Here is a 16,647-nt window from a genome sequence, read left to right on the forward strand (position 1 = left end):
GGGTGAGAGGGCGGACCGTCGGACGGTCCGCCCTCAACGCCTCGGTCCGTCAGGCCAGTTGCTCCGGCAGCGGGCGCGGGTCCACGGTCGCCGCCGTGCGCCGGCGGGCCGCTGCCAGGGCGCCCGCGAGGGCGGCGGAGGCCAGGCCCAGGAGGCCCACCGCGCCCGCGAGGGAGCCGACCGCCGACTCCAGGGCGAGCAGGACGAGTGGGCAGACGAACTCGCCGCCGAAGAAGGCCGCCATCCACAGCCCGGTGCCGCGGCCCCGGTCCTCGAAGGCCAGCCGGGACATCGCGCCGGTCAGCAGCGCCGGGAGCAGCATGCCCGTGCCCACACAGTTCACGACCGCGCCGACGATCAGCAGCGGCGCACCGTCCGCGAGGAACATCACCCCGAAGCCGAGCCCGGCGAGCGCGAACGCGGGCGGCAGCATCGGGTCGGGGGAGCGCTTGAGGCGGGCGAAGGCGACCGCGCCGCCCACGGTCGCGGCACTGGCGATCGCGGTGGCCAGGCCGATCACGCCGGGGTTCTCCACCCCGAGGTCGTCGAGGAGGTACGCCATCTCCACCGGCACCGTGTAGAAGACCATCGCCCCGAAGAACGTCAGCGCGCAGATGCCTGCCAACTGCCGCCAGGGGAAGGAGTGCCGGGCCGTCGGGGCCGCCGCTTCCGTCACCTCCCGGCGCGCCGGGGCCGGCAGCGCCGACACCATCAGCGGTGCGAGCAGCAGGCTCACGGCGTACACCCAGAACGGCACCCGCCAGCCGGCCGATCCGGCCGCGCCGCCGAGCACGAAGAAGACGGTGGCGGACGCCGAGGCGCACATGGTCTGCAACGCCAGGTACTTCACCCGCCGCTGCCCCGAGTAGTAGTCGCCGATCAGGGTCGTGCAGCACGTCATGATCGCGGCCTCGGCCACACCGACCAGGGCCCGGCTCGCGATGATCGCGCCCAGCGACTCCAGGTACAGCGGAGCGGTCCCGAACACGGCGTACAGCAGGGTCGCCCCGATCAGCAGCCGCTTGCGGCCGAGCCGGTCGACGATGACGCCCGCGAACGGGGCGAGCAGCGCCAGCGAGAGCGCGGGGACGGTCAGCGCGAGCGGCACCAGCGCCTCGGCGCCGGACACCGACGCGAAGTGGTCCTGCATCTTCGGCAGCACCGGCGCGATGAGCACCGCGCCCAGGATCGGCAGACAGCTGCCCGCCATTAGCAGGAACACCCGCAGCAGATGGGCCGGGCCCGTGACGGCGACGGGCGACGGAGCGGCGTCGTCCGCCGTCGCGGGGGACGGGGGCACGGAACCGGGCATGGCGACTCCAAGGACGGTTGCGGGAGCGGGCATGCCCTTGAGGGGCGCGGGCGCCGGCGGGGCGCACCGGGCACGGCATGCCGGGGACGGCCGCACGGCGGCGGCTGGTCCGGACAGCGGCGTGCGGGTAGGGACGACTATGGGCGGCGGGACGGGCCCGCCGCCATCCTCCACACGATCCGAATCCCGTATCCGGCTCATCCATGCCGTGGATGAGCCGGTCCCTCCCGGGGGTCCCTCCCGGGCCCCTCCGTTGAGCCCTCCCGCTCGGGGCCGCTCGCCAGGGGAGCCTCAGCCGCCGCTGTGGACCGCCGCCTCCTGCGGCGCGTACACCATCGTCGGCTGCGGCAGCATGACGAGGGCGATGGCGCCCTGGCCGTCGCGTGACGGGCGCAACTGGACGCCGATGCCGTGGCGTTCGGCGAGCCGGCCGACCACGAACAGGCCCATGCGCTGGGAGATCGCCGAGTCCACGGTCGGCGGGTCGGCGAGCTTGCGGTTGAGTTCGGCGAAGTCCTCGGGACGCAGCCCGATGCCCTGGTCGTGGATCTCGACCATGGCACGGCCGTCCGGCAGCGCGGCGGCCGTGACATGCACCCGGGAGTGCGGGGAGGAGAACGTTGTCGCGTTCTCCAGCAGTTCGGCCAGCAGATGCACGACATCGGTCACCGCGCGGCCGTGGACGAACGCCTCCGGGATCCCGGAGAACTCGATGCGTGCGTACTGCTCCACCTCGGACGTCGCGGCGCGCAGCGTGTCGATCAGGGACACCGGCTGTTCCCAGCGGTGCCGGGGCTCCTCACCGGCGAGGATGAGGAGGTTCTCGCCGTTGCGGCGCATCCGGGTGGCGAGATGGTCGAGGCGGAAGAGGTTCTCCAGCTGGTCGGGGTCGCCCTCGTGGTTCTCCAGTTCGGTGATCAGATGCAGCTGGCCCTCCACCAGGGCCTCCGAGCGGCGCGACAGGCTCGTGAAGATCGCACTGACGTTGCCCCGCAACAGGGCCTGTTCGGCAGCCAGTTGCACGGCCTCCCGGTGCACCTGGTCGAAGGCGCGGGCGACCTCGCCGATCTCGTCCCGGCTGGAGATCGGGATGGGTGCCACCCTCGTGTCCACGGGGTAAGGGCGGGGATGGGACAACTTCTCGATCAGCGAGGGAAGTTGCTTCTCGGCTATCTCCAGGGCCGCGCCCCGCAGCCGCAGCATGCTCCGGGTCATCGAGCGCGCGACCCACGCGGCGAGCAGGACGGCCAGGAGCACCGAGGCGAGCACGACCGCGGCGTTGAGGATCGCGTCCTGGCGCGCGTCGTCGGAGATCTCCTGCGCGTTGGACAGCGCCGTGTCCGCCAGTTCGACCTCGACACTGCGATAGGCGTCGAAGGCGAGCGTCGCCGAGGTGAAGAAGGTCGTCTGGGTGATGCCCTTCGAGGCGAGTTCGGCGGGCGTCGCCCCGGTCGCGATCTCCTGGATCATCTCCTCCAGCGGGGGAGGGGAGACGAAGGTCTCGCCGGCCTCCGCGGCCTGCTGCGCCGCCTCGACGGTCAGCGCCTTGCCCTTCGTCTCGGCGGCCTCGATGGCCCTGTCCAGCCGTGCGGCGTCCGCGTTCGTACCGGCGCCGGTGAACTCCTGGAGAGCGACCTGCTGGAGATAGGCGTACGACCGGAACGTGGCGAGCCTGGTCTCCAGTTCGCCCTCGGCCAGCCCGGCGCGGTCCTCGATCAGCAGGCGCTGCCCGATCGCCCGGGTCAGCGACTCGGCGGCCTGGGTGAGAGAGAGGGCGAAGAGCGTCCGCCCGAAGCTCGTCTGATTGCTGCTGCCGAAGCCGAGTTCGTTCGACAGCTCCATCAGCGGATGCTGCACGATGTGGTACCGCTCCTCGGTCTCCACCCCGGGCAGCTTGTCCGTGAAGGCGTCCTCACGCAACTCCTCGAGGACCCGCTCGCCGCTGCGGACGGCCGCGACCCGCTGGAGGAGCCGCTCGGTGCGCGGCATGCGCTCCACCGCCCGGTCGAAGGCCACGCGGTCCCGGTCCGTGACGGCCCGCGCCTCGGCTATCGCGCTGTCCGACTCCCTGCCCTCCAGGAGCGGGACGACCGAGATGTCCCGCTCGTTGATGACGTCGCTCGCGTATTTGTTGGCCGCCTGGACCAGTTGGGCGACGTACACGGCGTCCTCCGCGCTGCGCACCGTGTCCACCGAGCGTTTCACCCGGAAGGCACCGAGCGACAGCGCGACGAGCACGGGGAAGAGGAGGACGACGTACAGGCGTTTCGCCATGCGCCAGTTCTGCATGGGGAACCTTTCGGAAGTGCGCTGGACCGGTCAGGTGAAGAAGCGGAGGATCCGGTCCTTGCCGCGGGTGAACGGCGGATACGCCAGACGCAGGGTGTCCGGCAGCCGGGGCTTGTCGAGTACGGCTCTGGTGTGGCTGAACGTGTCCAGGGAGTGCGCCCCGTGGTAGCGGCCCATGCCGCTCTCGCCGACCCCGCCGAACGGCAGCCCGGGGACGGCGAGATGGGCGTTGGGGACCCCGAAGGCCAGCGCGCCGGAGGAGGTCTCCGCGAGCAGCCGCCGCTTGGACCGCGCCGACGCGGTGAAGCCGTAGAGGGCGAGCGGCTTCTCGCGGGCGGTGACGAACCGGATCGCCGCGTCCAGGTCGGGCACCCGGACCACGGGCAGGATCGGGCCGAAGATCTCCTCGCGCATCAGCGGCGAGTCGACGTCGACGTCCGTGAGGACCGTCGGCGCGAGGTGGAGCCGGTCCCGGTCGTGGTCGCCGCCGCAGACGATCCGGCCGTCCGACAGCAGCGCGGTGAGCCGGTCGAAGTGCCGTTCGTTCACGATCCGGCCGTAGTCCTCGCTCGCCGCGGGGTCCGGGCCGTACATCTCCCGTACGGCGTCGGTGAGATGGGTCTCGATGTCGGCGTCCCCGACGGCGAGCACGTAGTCGGGCGCGACGCACGTCTGCCCGGCGTTCATGAACTTGCCCCACGCGATCCGGCGCGCGGCCGTCGCGAGGTCCGTGCCCGTCTCGACCACGGCCGGGCTCTTGCCGCCCAACTCCAGTGTCACCGGCGTGAGATGGCGGGCCGCGGCCGTCATCACGATCCGGGCCACCGCCGCGCCGCCGGTGTAGAAGACGTGGTCGAACCGCTCTTCCAGCAGCGCTGTCGTCTCAGTCACGCCCCCTTCTACGACGGCCACGGCGTCAGGGTTCAGTGCCCGGGGCAGCCATTCGGCCAGCGCCGCCGAGGTGGCGGGCGCCAGCTCGCTCGGTTTGACGGCCACGCAGTTGCCCGCGGCGAGGGCGCCCACGAGCGGGGACAGCGCGAGCTGGAGCGGGTAGTTCCAGGGGCTGATGACGAGCACGGTGCCCAGCGGCTCCCGCACGGTCCAGGCTCTGGCCGGGGCGAGGGACAGGGGCACCTTGACCCGGCGGGGGCGCAGCCACCGGTCCATGTGGCTCAGCAGGTGATCGATCTCGTTGATCACGAACCCGATCTCGGTGGTGTACGCCTCGGTCCCGCTCTTGCCGAGATCGGTGTGCAGCGCGGCGGCGAACACGTCCTCCCGTTCGACCAACAGGGTTCTGAGCGCCCGGAGTTGCGACTTGCGCCAGTCCAGGGGGCGCGTCACGCCGGTCGTGAAGGCGGCGTGCAGACGGGCGACGGCCGCCGGGACGGCTTGCGCGGCGGTGGGGTCCACGGGCCCGGAGCGCGGGCCCGCCGGGGACGGTCCCGCGGAGGGCGGGTCCGTGACGGCCAGGTCCGTGGCGGGCAGGTCTGAGGAGGTCGGCATGGCGAGGAGCCTAAACGAAACGAAAGCTTTTCGTTTCGGTAATCGAGTAATCTGGGGCCCATGAGTTCGCCCGCCCGCCCAGCAGTACGGCTCCCGGACACCGCCGCCGCGCTCCGCGGCCTCCTCGACGACCCCGAGCGTGACCTGCCGGTCCCCGGCGGCCCCTGGAACCTCTCCCAGACGCTCCAGCACTGCGCGCAGACCGTGCGCTGCTCGGTCACCGGCTACCCCCGCCTCAGGCCCGTCCTGTTCCGGCTGACGGCCGGCGCGCTGGCCAAGCGGGTCTTCCTGCGCCGCGGCGCGATGCGGCACCCGCTCGACGCGGAGATCGCGGGGGCCCCGCCACTGGACCCGCACCTCCCGACGGAGGCGGCGCTCACCGAACTGGAGGAGGCGATCGCGCTGTTCACGGCACACACCGGCGAGCACGCGCCCCACCCGGCGTACGGCCGGTGCACCCACGAGGAGTACGAGCGGCTGCACGCCCTGCATCTCGCCGAGCACCTGCCGGGAGCCGCCCGTGCCTGAGTCCGCGCCCCACCGGGGCCGCCCCCGTGACGCCGCCCGCGACCGGGCCCTGCTGGAGGCCACGCTCGCCGTCCTGGCCGAGAGCGGCTACGGCGGGCTCACCACCGCCACGGTCGCCGCGCGGGCCGGGGTCTCCACGGCCACCCTGTACCGCCGGTGGTCGTCCAAGGAGGAGCTGGTGATCGCCGCCGTCTCCGCCTACGCCGGGGACCTGGGCGACCATCCCGACACCGGCTCCCTCGAAGGCGACCTGCGCGATCTGCTGCGGGACAAGGCCGTCGCGCTCACCGGCACCAGCGGCCAGCTCATCCGCACGCTCATCGGCGAGGCCGCCCACAACGACGCCTTGGCCGTGTCGCTCACCGACGCCCTCATGAAGCCGGTCCGCCGCCGGGTGGACGACATCGTGCGCCGGGCCGTGGCCCGCGGCGACATCGCGCCCTTGGCCGACAGCGACCTGGTGGGCGACCTGGTGATAGGGCCGGTCGTCAGCCTCTTCACCCTGGCCCCCGTGCCACCGGACCATGTCCCGGTGGACGAGGCGACGGCGGCGGCGGACCGCCTGCTGCCGTTCGTGATGCGCGCGATGGGCGCGAAGGGAACCGGCTAGGGCCTGCCCGTCCCGTCCGCCGGACCCTGGTTCGCCGGGCTCGGTTCTCCCTGACCCTGGTTCGCCGGGCCCGGTTCCCCCTGACCCTGATCCGCCGGTCCCTGCTCCAGCGTCCGCTGGAGCAGGAACGTGCCGACCCAGCGGCCGTGCTTGAAGCCGACGTCGGCCAGATGCCCGGCGTCCGTGAAGCCGAGGCGGCGGTGCAGGGCGAGGGAGGCCTCGCTGCCGGTGTCCGCGACCACGGAGATCATCCGCCGTACCCCGGCCTCGGCGCACCGGGCGATGACGGCCTCCAGGAGCGCCGAGCCCAGACCCCGGCCGGCGGCCTCGGGTGTCAGGTAGACCGTGTCCTCCACCGTGTACCGGTACGCCGGCTTGGGGCGCCACGGTGACGCGTACGCGAAGCCCACCACCCGCCCCGACAGCTCCGCGACGAGGAACGGCAGCCGGCGGCCCGCGAGGTCGCCCAGCTTCCGCTCCCAGTCGGCGACGGCCGGCGGGGTCTCCTCGAAGGTGGCCACGGTGTGGCGGACGTAGTGCGTGTAGATGTCGGCCACGGCCCTCATGTCCGCGGTGGCGGCGGGCCGGACGACGCCGTCGAACGCTGTCACGTTGCTCCACTCCCCGGGGCGCTGCCCGGTCGTTCCGTGCCGGTGGCACGGATCAGGACATCACACTCCGCCCCGCCGCTTGGCCCAGGTCGTCAACTCCTGGCGCAGCAGCGCCGGTTCCCAGCCCTCGGTGACCGCCTGCCACAGCGTGTCCGCCTGGGACGGCGGGGCGAGCCCGTCCACCGGCGGGTCGAGGTCCAGGTCCGTGGGGAAGGGGTAGCCCTCGGCGGTCGCGGCGACCACCCGGCGCAGCCAGTCCTCGGAGGCACCGCCGGCCCTGCGCTCCAGCAGCACCGGGAAGAGCGCGTTCGCCATCGCCTCCCGGTCCACCGTCTCCATGGCCCGCCCGAACGCGGACGAGATCTGGAGCAGATTGGCCATGCGCCGGATGTCCGCCGAGCGGTTGTGCCCGGCGGCGTGGAACAGCGCGGGGTTGAAGAAGGCCGCGTCGCCCTTCTCCAGGGGGAGCTGGACGTGATGGGCGTCGAAGTACTCGACGAACTCGGGCAGCCGCCAGGCGAGATAGCCCGGCTCGAACTTCTGCGAGTGCGGCAGGTACAGCGTCGGCCCCGACTCCACGGGCATGTCGCAGTGGGCCACCGCGCCCTGGAGCGTCAGCACCGGGGACAGCCGGTGGACATGGGCCGGATAGGCCGCCGCCCGCGACCGCGACAGGAACCCGAGGTGGTAGTCGCGGTGCACGCTCTGCGCGGCACCGCCCGGGTTGACGACGTTGACCTGCGAGGTCACCTGGTAGGCGGGGCCGAGCCAGGCCTCGGCGACCAGCGCGAGGAGGTCGTTGGCGTAGTAGTCGGCGAACACCTCCGGGGCGCGCAGCGCCACCTTGTCCAGGGCGTTCCACACCCGGTCGTTGGCGCCGGGCCGGGCGAAGTGGTCGCCGCGCGAGACACCCGCGGCGCGCTCCTCCTCGATCAGCTCCCGGAAGGCGTCGGAGGCCCGGTCCACCAGCGCCGGGTCCGTGAACGCGCCCTTGAACACCACGATCCCGGGACCGTCCAGCAGCGCGCGCACCAGCTCGCCCTGCACCGCGCGGCGGCCCTCGGGGGAGGCGGTCAGGGAACGGAGCCGTTCGCCGTCGTAGAGCGGTACGCCCTGCTCCACCCGGTCGGCCGAGGGGAGGGCCGCCGGGTCCGTGGGCCGTTCGACCAGCGCGCGGAACGCGTCGAGGTCGCAGTCCTGATCGGTGAGCCAGGTCCGTGCTGTGCCGGGGTTCATCGCGGGTCCTTTCGCAGCCAGCGCCTTTCTGTCAGTCTTCTGGCAGGAAATCCCTCATTCAAGCCTCAGGGATCCATCAAAAACGCATCACCGTATCCCTGGTCCGAACCGCTGCCCGACCGTGAGGAACCGACCATGCCGCACCCCTATCCGATCCGGGAGATCGCCCGTCAGGCCGGGCTCAGCACGGCCACCGTCGACCGGGTCCTCAACAGCCGGGGCGGGGTGCGCGAGACCACGGTCCGGGAGGTCCGCCAGGCGATCGAGGACCTCGACCGGCAGCGCACCCAGGTACGCATCGCGGGCCGCACCTTCATGATCGACATAGTGATGCAGGCGCCCGAGCGCTTCTCCACGGCCGTCCGGGACGCCCTGGAGGCCGAACTGCCGTCCCTGCACCCGGCGGTGGTCCGCTCCCGGTTCCACTTCCGGGAGACCGGGACGGCCGCCGACCTCGCCGCCACGCTCGACCGGATCGCGGCGCGTGGCACGCAGGGCGTCCTTCTCAAGGCCCCGGACGTCCCCGAGATCACCGCGGCCGTCGGCCGGCTCGCCGCCGCCGGGGTGCCCGTCGTCACGCTCGTCACCGACCTGCCGGGCAGCGCGCGCCTCGCGTACGTCGGCATCGACAACCGGGCCGCGGGCACCACCGCCGCCTATCTCCTCCAGCAGTGGCTCGGCGACCGCCCCGGGCATCTGCTCACCACCATCAGCCGCGGCTCCTTCCGCGGTGAGGAGGAGCGCGACATGGGTCTGCGCAGCGCCCTGCGCGGCACCTTCCCGCGGCGTGAACTGGTCGAGGTCACCGACGCCGACGGCCTCGACAGCACCCAGCGCGACCTCGTCCTGGAGGCGCTGCGCCGGGACGAGGGGATCGTCGCCGTCTACTCGATGGGCGGCGGCAACCTCGCGACCCTGGACGCGTTCGCCGAACTCGGCCGGGAATGCGCGGTGTTCATCGCCCACGACCTCGACCACGACAACGTACGGCTGCTGCGTGAGGGCCGGCTCTCCGCCGTGCTCCACCACGACCTGCGCCACGACGTGCGCCGCGCCTGCCAGACCGTGATGCGCGCCCACCGGGCCCTGCCGGACGACGGCCCCACCCTGCCGTCGGCGATCCAGGTCGTCACCCCGTTCAACATGCCTCCGGAGGCGGGCGGGTGAGACGAACGAGGCGGCGGACCCGGCAGGACGCGGACCCGGCAGGACGCCGACCCGGACCGGCGCGGGTCCGGGAGGCGGCGCGGGTTCAGGAAGTGGTGCGGGTTCAGGAGGTGGTGCGGGTGTCCTTCACGCGCTTCAGTTTGCCCAACGACCGCTCCAGGGTCTCCGGTTCGACGATCTCCACCTCGACGCTGACGCCGACGCCGTCCTTGACGCCCTGCCCGATGGCCCGCGCGGCCTCCGCGCGCTGCTCGGGCCCGCTGCCGGGGCGCGTCTCCACGAGGACCGTCATGTGGTCCATGCGCCCGCGCCGGCCGATCCGGATCTGGAAGTGGGGCGCGACCGCCGGGGTGCGCAGCACGATCTCCTCGATCTGGCTCGGGAAGACGTTCACCCCGCGCAGGATGATCATGTCGTCGCTGCGTCCGGTGATCTTCTCGATCCGGCGGAACCCGGGCCGCGCCGTGCCCGGCAGCAGCCGGGTCAGGTCCCGCGTGCGGTAACGGATGATCGGCAGCGCCTCCTTGGTGAGGGAGGTGAACACCAGCTCACCGCTCTCGCCGTCGGGCAGGGCCTCCTCCCCGAGCGGATCCACCACTTCCGGCAAGAAGTGGTCCTCCCACACGTGGAGGCCGTCCTTGGTCTCCACGCACTCCTGCGCGACCCCGGGGCCGATCACCTCCGACAGCCCGTATATGTCGACGGCGTGGATGTCGAGACGCTCCTCGATCTCCCGGCGCATCTCCTCCGTCCAGGGCTCCGCGCCGAAGATGCCCACCTTCAGGGAGGTGGAGCGGGGGTCGACGCCCTGTTTCTCGAACTCGTCGAGCAGGGTGAGCATGTAGGACGGCGTCACCATGATGATCTCGGGGTGGAAGTCCTGGATGATCTGCACCTGGCGCGCGGTCATCCCGCCGGACGCGGGGATCACCGTGCACCCGGCCCGTTCGGCGCCGTAGTGCGCGCCGAGCCCGCCGGTGAACAGGCCGTAGCCGTACGACACATGGACCTTGTGACCGGGACGGCCGCCGGCCGCGCGGATCGACCGGGCCACCACGTCCGACCACATCGACAGGTCGCCCTCGGTGTACCCGACCACCGTCGGACGGCCCGTCGTGCCGCTGGACGCGTGCAGCCGCCGCACCTGGTCCATCGGCACGGCGAACATCCCGAACGGGTACGTCTCGCGCAGATCGGCCTTGGTGGTGAAGGGGAACCGGGCGAGGTCCTCCAGCGACGCGCAGTCCTCGGGGCGCACGCCCGCCGCGTCGAACTTCTTCCGGTACAGCTCGACGTTGTCGTACGCGTGCCGCAGCGTGGCGCGCAGCCGGGTGAGCTGGAGCGACCTGACCTCCTCGCGTGACATCCGCTCGGTGTCGTCCAGCAGGGCCTCGGGGAGCGGCTCTCCCCGGCGGGCTCCCTGGGGTCCGGTCACTTCGCTGCTCATCGCGGCTCCTCGTCTCGCGTGCTGCGCAGGGTGCGACTGCGGCCGCGGAACTCCGCGATCACCTCGTCGCCGCGCACGACCGTCACGTCGTAGATGCCGCTGCGTCCGAACCGGGTGCGCTCCCGCGCGGTGGCCACCAGGACGTCGCCCTCGTGGGCCGGGGCGACGAACTCGACGTCGGCGCCCGCCGCCACGGTCACCGGACCGTGGCTGTTGCAGGCGCAGGCGAAGGCCGAGTCGGCGAGCAGGAACACGAAGCCACCGTGGGCGATCCCGTGCCCGTTCACCTGTGCGGCGGTCACGGTCATCCGGAGCACGGCGGTCCCTTCGCCGTGCTCCAGCAACTCGATGCCCAGTCCTCGCGAGGCCTCGTCGGCGGCGAACATCGCCTCGACGGGGGAGCGCGTCGGGCAGGGGGCCTCGGGCGTCATTTCCACCACCTTGTGGACCGACCGAACATTCGGTTAGCGTGCGGCACGGTCAAGTAATCCAGCAGGGCACCCGCCTGTCAAGGGTCGCCCCTGTCGAGATCGAGGAGTCGGATATGGCGTCGGTACCGAGGACGGTCGCGGTGATCGGCGGCGGTCGCATGGGCGCGGGCATCGCCCAGTCCTTCGCGACGGCCGGTTCCGCCGTGGTCGTGGTGGAGAGCGGGCAGGAGGCCGCTGCCGCCGCCCTGGAGCGGATCGGCGCGAGCCTCGCGCGGGCGGGGGAGCGGGGCCACCTGGACGAGCCCGCCGCGACGGTGGCGCGCAGGGTCGCCGCCGTGGCCCGGGCGGAGGACCTGCCGGCCGGTGTCGAGCTGGTCGTGGAGGCCGTGCCCGAGGACGCCGGTCTCAAGGCGCGGCTGCTGGCCGAGGCCGAGGCCGCGGTCGGCGACACGGCCGTCCTCGCCACCAACACCAGCTCCCTGTCGGTCACCGACCTCGCCGCCGTGCTCCGGCGCCCGGAACGCTTCCTCGGGATGCACTTCTTCAACCCGGTGCCCGCCTCGGAGCTGGTCGAGATCGTCGTCGCCCCCGGCACCGCCCCGGACACCGTCGCGTCGGCCCTCGCCTGGACCGAGGCGCTGGGCAAGCAGGACGTCGTCGTCCGGGACTCGCCGGGATTCGCCAGCAGCCGGCTCGGTCTCGCGCTCGGCCTGGAGGCGATCCGGATGGTCGAGGAGGGCGTCGCCGAGCCCGGGGCCATCGACGACGCGATGCGGCTCGGCTACAAGCACCCCATGGGGCCGCTGCGGCTCACCGACCTGGTGGGCCTGGACGTCCGGCTCGCCATCGCCGAGTACCTGCACGCCACCCTCGGTGAGCGCTTCGCCCCGCCGCGCCTGCTGCGCGAGAAGGTCGCGCGCGGCGAACTGGGCCGCAAGAGCGGACAGGGGTTCCACACCTGGTGAGGTCCAGGGCTTGCCAGGGTGGCGGGGGATCGTCGTACTATGGACCGAACGAATGGTCGGTTGGGGCAGCGGGAAGGGTGGTAGGGGTGACGGAAGCACTGGAGTCCTCCTTCGAGGCGACCATCGCGCGCGACCAGCGCATCGAGCCGCGCGACTGGATGCCCGAGGGGTACCGCAAGACGCTGATCCGGCAGATCGCCCAGCACGCGCACTCCGAGATCATCGGCATGCAGCCCGAAGGGGAGTGGATCACCCGCGCGCCCTCGCTGCGCCGCAAGGCGATCCTCTTCGCCAAGGTCCAGGACGAGGCCGGCCACGGGCTGTACCTGTACTCGGCCGCCGAGACCCTCGGCGCCGACCGCGCGGACCTCACCCAGCGCCTGGTCGAAGGACGCCAGAAGTACTCGTCGATCTTCAACTACCCGACGCCCACCTTCGCCGACGTCGGCGTCATCGGCTGGTTCGTGGACGGCGCGGCCATCTGCAACCAGGTGCCGCTGTGCCGCAGTTCGTACGGCCCCTACGCGCGCGCCATGGTCCGCATCTGCAAGGAGGAGTCCTTCCACCAACGGCAGGGCTACGAACTGCTGATGACGATGACGCGCGGTACCGAGGCCCAGCGCGAGATGGTCCAGGACGCGGTGAACCGCTGGTGGTGGCCCTCCCTCATGATGTTCGGCCCGCCCGACGACGACTCGCCCAACTCCGCCCGGTCCATGGCCTGGAAGATCAAACGGCACAGCAACGACGAACTCCGTCAGCGCTTCGTCGACATGACCGTCCCCCAGGCCGCCAAGCTCGGCGTCACCCTCCCCGACCCGGACCTGCGCTGGAACGAGGAGCGCGGCCACCACGACTTCGGCACCCCCGACTTCACCGAACTCAAGCGCGTGATCAGCGGCGACGGCCCCTGCAACGCCCAGCGCACCGAACGCCGCCGCAGCGCCCACGAGGACGGCGCCTGGGTCCGCGAGGCGGCCGGCGTCCATGCCGCCAAGCAGGCGGCCCGAGCCCGTAAGGAGACGGCGGTATGACCGACCCCACCGCAGGCGACACCACCCGGGGCGCCGCCCCCGAGCACGGCACCGAGCACGGCGTGCACCGCGGCCCCGCCAACTGGCCCCTGTACGAGGTGTTCGTGCGCGGCAAGCGCGGCCTCAACCACGTCCACGTCGGCTCCCTGCACGCCGCCGACGACCAGATGGCCCTCACCCACGCCCGCGACCTGTACACGCGGCGCAACGAAGGCGTCAGCATCTGGGCGGTCCGCTCCGAGCACATCGCCGCCTCCACCCGCGACGAGAAGGACCCCTTCTTCGCGCCCAGCGCCGACAAGGTGTACCGGCACCCCACGTTCTACGACATCCCCGACGACGTCCCGCACATCTGAAGACGCGGCCAGGAAGAGGAGAGACGCCGGCGATGAGCGACGACCACGTCTACATGACCCTCGCCGAGGGGCACGAGGACGACACCCGCTGGGCCTACGGCACCGGGTTCGAGGACCCCCTGCACGGCGTCGACACCACCGTGCCCGACGGCGTGGACCGGGCCGGACTCGCCGCGCTCTGCCTGGCGTTGGCCGACGACGCCCTCATCGGCGCCCAGCGGCTCGCCGAGTGGACCACCCGGGCGCCCGAGCTGGAGGAGGAGGTGGCGCTCGCCAACATCGGCCTCGATCTGCTCGGCCAGGCCCGCCTCCTGTACGCCCGGTGCGGCCAGGTCGACGGCACGGACCAGGGCGAGGACGCCTACGCCTACTTCCGCGACCCGGACGCCTTCCGCAACGTACGCCTCACCGAACTCCCCAACGGCGACTTCGCGTTCTCGATCGTCCGCCTCCTGGTGTTCTCCAGCTGGCGCCTCGCGCACTTCACCGAACTGTCCTCCGCGCCCGACCCGGTCCTCGCCGCCATCGCGGCCAAGGGCGTCAAGGAACTGGCCTACCACCGCCAGTACGCCGCCGAATGGGCCGTACGCCTCGGTGACGGCACGGACGAGTCCCACGCCCGGATGCGCGCCGCCCTGGACGCGCTCGCGCCCTACTGGCCCGAACTCTTCGCGGCGTACGACGCCCGCGACGCCGTCCTCGCCGACCTCCGCCAGGTGCTGGACGCCGCCGGGCTGCCCCTGCCGGAGGCCGAGGCGCTCCCGGGCAACGGACGCGACGGCGACCGCACCGAGCATCTCGCCCCGCTGCTGGCCGAGTTGCAGAGCGTCGCCCGGGCCCACCCGGAGGCGACATGGTGACCACGTCCGCATCCTCACCTGCATCCGCATCCGCATCCGCATCCACATCCACATCCACGGCTTCGGCTTCGGCTTCGGCCACGGCCTCGGTCGATGTCCGGCGGGCCCGGCGCCTCGCCGCCGAGGTGCCCGACCCCGAACTGCCCATGCTCACCCTGGCCGACCTCGGCGTCCTGCGGGACGTGAGCGTCGAGGCGGACGGCACGGTCGTCGCCTCCCTCACCCCCACCTACTCGGGCTGCCCGGCGATGGCCGAGATGCGTGCGGGCGTCGCGGCGAGGCTGCGCGAGGCCGGCTTCGCGCGCGTCGAGATCCGCACGGTGCTCGACCCCGCGTGGACCAGCGACTGGATCACCGAGGCGGGCCGCCGCAAGCTCGCCGAGCACGGCATCGCCCCGCCCCACCCGGCACCGCGCCGCCCGGCGGGCCCCGTGCCGCTCGTGCTGTCGCCGGCGCCGCGCACCGTCCGCTGCCCGCGCTGCGCGTCCCCCGACACCGAGGAGACCTCGCGCTTCGCGGCCACCTCCTGCAAGGCGCTGTGGCGCTGCCGTGCCTGCCAGGAGCCGTTCGAGTACGTCAAGGAGATCTGATGACGGAGCTGTTGGCCACCACGGCCGGTGCCCCCGCCACACCGCCCCGTCGCCGCAGGCCGGCCTTCCACCCCCTGCGGGTCGCCACCGTGGAGCGGCTCTGCGAGGACGCCGTCGCCGTCGGCTTCGAGATCCCCGAGGACCTCGCCGAGGAGTTCGCCTTCAGTCCCGGCCAGTCCCTCACCCTGCGCCGCGAGGTCGACGGACGCGACGAGCGCCGCTCGTACTCGATCTGCTCACCGGCCGGGGCGCCGCCCCGCATCGGTGTCCGCGAGGTCCCCGGCGGGCTCTTCTCCTCCTGGCTCGTGCACGACGTCCGGCCCGGACAGACCGTCGACGTCATGGCCCCCACCGGCGCGTTCACCCCCGACCTCACCGCGCCGGGCCATCACGTGCTCATCGCGGCGGGCTCGGGCATCACGCCGATGCGGTCCATCGCCGAGTCCGTCCTCGCCGCCGACGACCGCTCCACCGTCACGCTCCTCTACGGCAACCGGCGCACCGACACCGTCATGTTCGCCGACGAGCTGGCCGACCTGAAGGACGCCCACCGCACCCGCTTCCACCTCGCCCACGTGCTGTCCCGCGAGCCCCGCGAGGCCGAACTCCTCTCCGGGCGGCTCGACGGCGACCGGCTCGCCGCCCTCGTCGACGGACTGGTCGACGTCCCCGGGACCGACCACTGGTGGCTGTGCGGACCCCACGGCATGGTCGAGGACGCCCAGGACGTCCTCGCCCGCCTCGGCGTCCCCCGCGAACGCGTCCACCGGGAACTCTTCTTCGCCGACGAGCCCATCGAACCCGTACGGCACGAGGACGCGCCGGCCGACGGCCCCGTCAGCCAGGTCACCGTCACCCTCGACGGCCGCACCACCACCGCCGCGCTGCGCCGCGACACCACGCTCCTCGACGCGGCGGCCCGTGTCCGCCCCGACCTGCCGTTCGCCTGCAAGGGCGGCGTCTGCGGCACCTGCCGCGCCCGGATCACCCTCGGTGAGGCGGACATGCGCCGCAACTACGCGCTGGAACCCGCGGAGGTCGACGCCGGCTACGTCCTGACCTGCCAGAGCTATCCGGTGTCGGAGACGCTGACGGTCGACTACGACAGCTGAGCGGACGGGCCCGCGCGCCGCCGTCAGCCGCCGCTGAACTGCCCGCTCGGGCGGACCCCGCTGCGGTGACCGGTGCAGGGGCCGTCCGGGGCGCCCTCGGCGACCGGACGTGCCTGGTGGGACTGGAGGGCGAGCGTGACCAGGGTGGTCAGCAGATGGACGTCCGCGACGGTGTCCAGACGCACCGTCACCCACGGCGAACCCGGCGCCATCCGCACGGCGCGCGCGGCGGCCAGATGGTCCTCGAACCGCCGGACGGCGCGCAGCGTGAGGTGCAGGTCCACCTCACGGTCGGAGTGGAAGTGGACGATCTCGCGGTGGGCCGTCGCGAGGGCCCGGCCCGTGCCGCAGCTCGGCGCGACCTCGGTGAGGTCCGGCCACGCCGCTAGGTGGGTGAAGGCGTGTTCGGCCATCGTCATAGGCCCATCATGCCCAGTTCACTCCTCGGTCACCGGCTGCCGGCGAACGGCTTTGCGAAGGCGGTGCGGCGCCCCGTGCTAGTGTGGGTCGTTTGCTGTGCCGCCGCGCCGGACCTCCGTGAGGTGTCCCGGCCGGTGGCCGCCGTCCCCGCCGAGCCTCCCTCGGTACGGTCC

General features: G+C 72.6%; 17 protein-coding genes. 9 read left to right on the forward strand and 8 right to left on the reverse strand.

Annotated features, from left to right (window positions below; all coding sequences use genetic code 11):
* Nucleotides 1–49: 49 nt before the first annotated feature.
* The 3 genes from ACIPSE_RS40210 to ACIPSE_RS40220 form a co-directional block, all read right to left on the reverse strand.
* Nucleotides 50–1,312 carry an MFS transporter gene (locus ACIPSE_RS40210; protein ID WP_401673278.1) on the reverse strand — a complete coding sequence of 421 codons (1,263 nt, stop codon included), beginning with the start codon at nt 1,310–1,312 and terminating at the stop codon, nt 50–52.
* 291 nt (nt 1,313–1,603) lie between these two features.
* Nucleotides 1,604–3,601 carry a nitrate- and nitrite sensing domain-containing protein gene (locus ACIPSE_RS40215; RefSeq protein WP_401673281.1) on the reverse strand — a complete coding sequence of 666 codons (1,998 nt, stop codon included), beginning with the start codon at nt 3,599–3,601 and terminating at the stop codon, nt 1,604–1,606.
* A gap of 30 nt (nt 3,602–3,631) precedes the next feature.
* Nucleotides 3,632–5,107, reverse strand: coding sequence for an aldehyde dehydrogenase family protein (locus ACIPSE_RS40220; protein WP_401673283.1), 1,476 nt, complete (start codon nt 5,105–5,107; stop codon nt 3,632–3,634).
* A gap of 60 nt (nt 5,108–5,167) precedes the next feature.
* Between ACIPSE_RS40220 and ACIPSE_RS40225 the strand changes: the two genes are divergently transcribed.
* Together ACIPSE_RS40225 and ACIPSE_RS40230 are read left to right on the forward strand one after the other, a co-directional pair.
* Nucleotides 5,168–5,635, forward strand: a complete 468-nt coding sequence (locus ACIPSE_RS40225) for a DUF1569 domain-containing protein (RefSeq protein WP_401673286.1) — start codon at nt 5,168–5,170, stop codon at nt 5,633–5,635.
* Nucleotides 5,628–6,245 carry a TetR/AcrR family transcriptional regulator gene (locus tag ACIPSE_RS40230; RefSeq protein WP_401673289.1) on the forward strand — a complete coding sequence of 206 codons (618 nt, stop codon included), beginning with the start codon at nt 5,628–5,630 and terminating at the stop codon, nt 6,243–6,245. The genes ACIPSE_RS40225 and ACIPSE_RS40230 overlap by 8 nt, the downstream gene beginning before the upstream one ends.
* On the opposite strand, the gene ACIPSE_RS40235 is transcribed toward ACIPSE_RS40230, so the two are convergent.
* Nucleotides 6,242–6,856 carry a GNAT family N-acetyltransferase gene (locus tag ACIPSE_RS40235; RefSeq protein ID WP_401673291.1) on the reverse strand — a complete coding sequence of 205 codons (615 nt, stop codon included), beginning with the start codon at nt 6,854–6,856 and terminating at the stop codon, nt 6,242–6,244. The two genes, ACIPSE_RS40230 and ACIPSE_RS40235, sit on opposite strands and share 4 nt — an antisense overlap.
* Before the next feature lie 60 nt (nt 6,857–6,916).
* Nucleotides 6,917–8,092 carry a phytanoyl-CoA dioxygenase family protein gene (locus tag ACIPSE_RS40240; RefSeq protein WP_401673294.1) on the reverse strand — a complete coding sequence of 392 codons (1,176 nt, stop codon included), beginning with the start codon at nt 8,090–8,092 and terminating at the stop codon, nt 6,917–6,919.
* A gap of 135 nt (nt 8,093–8,227) precedes the next feature.
* On the opposite strand from ACIPSE_RS40240, the gene ACIPSE_RS40245 reads away from it, so the two are divergent.
* A complete protein-coding gene (locus ACIPSE_RS40245; RefSeq protein ID WP_401673297.1) occupies nt 8,228–9,259 on the forward strand; it encodes a LacI family DNA-binding transcriptional regulator in 1,032 nt (343 codons plus the stop codon).
* 103 nt (nt 9,260–9,362) lie between these two features.
* Here the strand turns inward: ACIPSE_RS40245 and paaK are convergent, their stop codons facing one another.
* The gene (gene paaK / locus ACIPSE_RS40250; protein WP_401673302.1) at nt 9,363–10,706 is read right to left on the reverse strand and encodes a phenylacetate--CoA ligase PaaK; all 1,344 of its coding nucleotides are present in this window, start codon (nt 10,704–10,706) and stop codon (nt 9,363–9,365) included.
* The gene (gene paaI / locus ACIPSE_RS40255) at nt 10,703–11,137 is read right to left on the reverse strand and encodes a hydroxyphenylacetyl-CoA thioesterase PaaI (protein ID WP_401673304.1); all 435 of its coding nucleotides are present in this window, start codon (nt 11,135–11,137) and stop codon (nt 10,703–10,705) included. Before paaI ends, paaK begins: the two co-directional genes overlap by 4 nt.
* 113 nt (nt 11,138–11,250) lie before the next feature.
* Here paaI and ACIPSE_RS40260 point away from each other — a divergent pair, with 113 nt between their 5' ends.
* From ACIPSE_RS40260 to paaE, 6 genes are all read left to right on the forward strand, one after another.
* Nucleotides 11,251–12,102: a 3-hydroxyacyl-CoA dehydrogenase family protein gene (locus ACIPSE_RS40260; RefSeq protein WP_401673306.1), complete on the forward strand. Its 852-nt coding sequence runs from the start codon at nt 11,251–11,253 to the stop codon at nt 12,100–12,102.
* Nucleotides 12,103–12,188: 86 nt separating this feature from the next.
* Entirely contained in the window at nt 12,189–13,136 is a 948-nt protein-coding gene (paaA, locus tag ACIPSE_RS40265) for a 1,2-phenylacetyl-CoA epoxidase subunit PaaA (RefSeq protein ID WP_401673308.1), read from the forward strand.
* Nucleotides 13,137–13,198: 62 nt separating this feature from the next.
* Nucleotides 13,199–13,492 (forward strand): 1,2-phenylacetyl-CoA epoxidase subunit PaaB, encoded by a 294-nt coding sequence (gene paaB, locus ACIPSE_RS40270; RefSeq protein WP_401673588.1) that lies wholly within the window; start codon nt 13,199–13,201, stop codon nt 13,490–13,492.
* Between the two features lie 32 nt (nt 13,493–13,524).
* Nucleotides 13,525–14,352 carry a 1,2-phenylacetyl-CoA epoxidase subunit PaaC gene (gene paaC, locus ACIPSE_RS40275; RefSeq protein ID WP_401673311.1) on the forward strand — a complete coding sequence of 276 codons (828 nt, stop codon included), beginning with the start codon at nt 13,525–13,527 and terminating at the stop codon, nt 14,350–14,352.
* A 125-nt stretch (nt 14,353–14,477) separates the two neighbouring features.
* On the forward strand, nt 14,478–14,942 hold the full coding sequence (paaD, locus tag ACIPSE_RS40280) for a 1,2-phenylacetyl-CoA epoxidase subunit PaaD (RefSeq protein ID WP_401673313.1): 465 nt from the start codon (nt 14,478–14,480) through the stop codon (nt 14,940–14,942).
* Nucleotides 14,942–16,054, forward strand: coding sequence for a 1,2-phenylacetyl-CoA epoxidase subunit PaaE (gene paaE / locus ACIPSE_RS40285; protein ID WP_401673317.1), 1,113 nt, complete (start codon nt 14,942–14,944; stop codon nt 16,052–16,054). Before paaD ends, paaE begins: the two co-directional genes overlap by 1 nt.
* A 23-nt stretch (nt 16,055–16,077) precedes the next feature.
* Here paaE and ACIPSE_RS40290 read toward each other — a convergent pair whose 3' ends face one another.
* Nucleotides 16,078–16,473: a luciferase family protein gene (locus ACIPSE_RS40290; protein WP_401673319.1), complete on the reverse strand. Its 396-nt coding sequence runs from the start codon at nt 16,471–16,473 to the stop codon at nt 16,078–16,080.
* Nucleotides 16,474–16,647 lie beyond the last annotated feature (174 nt).

Origin of the sequence: Streptomyces sp. NPDC090106 (assembly GCF_044747265.1) — a bacterium.
Taxonomy (GTDB): domain Bacteria; phylum Actinomycetota; class Actinomycetes; order Streptomycetales; family Streptomycetaceae; genus Streptomyces.

What these genes read in the sequence shown, in the direction of transcription:
- ACIPSE_RS40210 (WP_401673278.1), bottom strand. Translation starts at nt 1,312, where the DNA reads ATGCCCGGTTCCGTGCCCCCGTCCCCCGCGACGGCGGACGACGCCGCT.
- paaC (WP_401673311.1), top strand. Translation starts at nt 13,525, where the DNA reads ATGAGCGACGACCACGTCTACATGACCCTCGCCGAGGGGCACGAGGAC.
- paaI (WP_401673304.1), bottom strand. Translation starts at nt 11,137, where the DNA reads ATGACGCCCGAGGCCCCCTGCCCGACGCGCTCCCCCGTCGAGGCGATG.
- ACIPSE_RS40220 (WP_401673283.1), bottom strand. Translation starts at nt 5,107, where the DNA reads ATGCCGACCTCCTCAGACCTGCCCGCCACGGACCTGGCCGTCACGGAC.
- ACIPSE_RS40245 (WP_401673297.1), top strand. Translation starts at nt 8,228, where the DNA reads ATGCCGCACCCCTATCCGATCCGGGAGATCGCCCGTCAGGCCGGGCTC.
- ACIPSE_RS40215 (WP_401673281.1), bottom strand. Translation starts at nt 3,601, where the DNA reads ATGCAGAACTGGCGCATGGCGAAACGCCTGTACGTCGTCCTCCTCTTC.
- paaK (WP_401673302.1), bottom strand. Translation starts at nt 10,706, where the DNA reads ATGAGCAGCGAAGTGACCGGACCCCAGGGAGCCCGCCGGGGAGAGCCG.
- ACIPSE_RS40260 (WP_401673306.1), top strand. Translation starts at nt 11,251, where the DNA reads ATGGCGTCGGTACCGAGGACGGTCGCGGTGATCGGCGGCGGTCGCATG.
- ACIPSE_RS40240 (WP_401673294.1), bottom strand. Translation starts at nt 8,092, where the DNA reads ATGAACCCCGGCACAGCACGGACCTGGCTCACCGATCAGGACTGCGAC.
- ACIPSE_RS40290 (WP_401673319.1), bottom strand. Translation starts at nt 16,473, where the DNA reads ATGACGATGGCCGAACACGCCTTCACCCACCTAGCGGCGTGGCCGGAC.
- paaE (WP_401673317.1), top strand. Translation starts at nt 14,942, where the DNA reads ATGACGGAGCTGTTGGCCACCACGGCCGGTGCCCCCGCCACACCGCCC.
- ACIPSE_RS40225 (WP_401673286.1), top strand. Translation starts at nt 5,168, where the DNA reads ATGAGTTCGCCCGCCCGCCCAGCAGTACGGCTCCCGGACACCGCCGCC.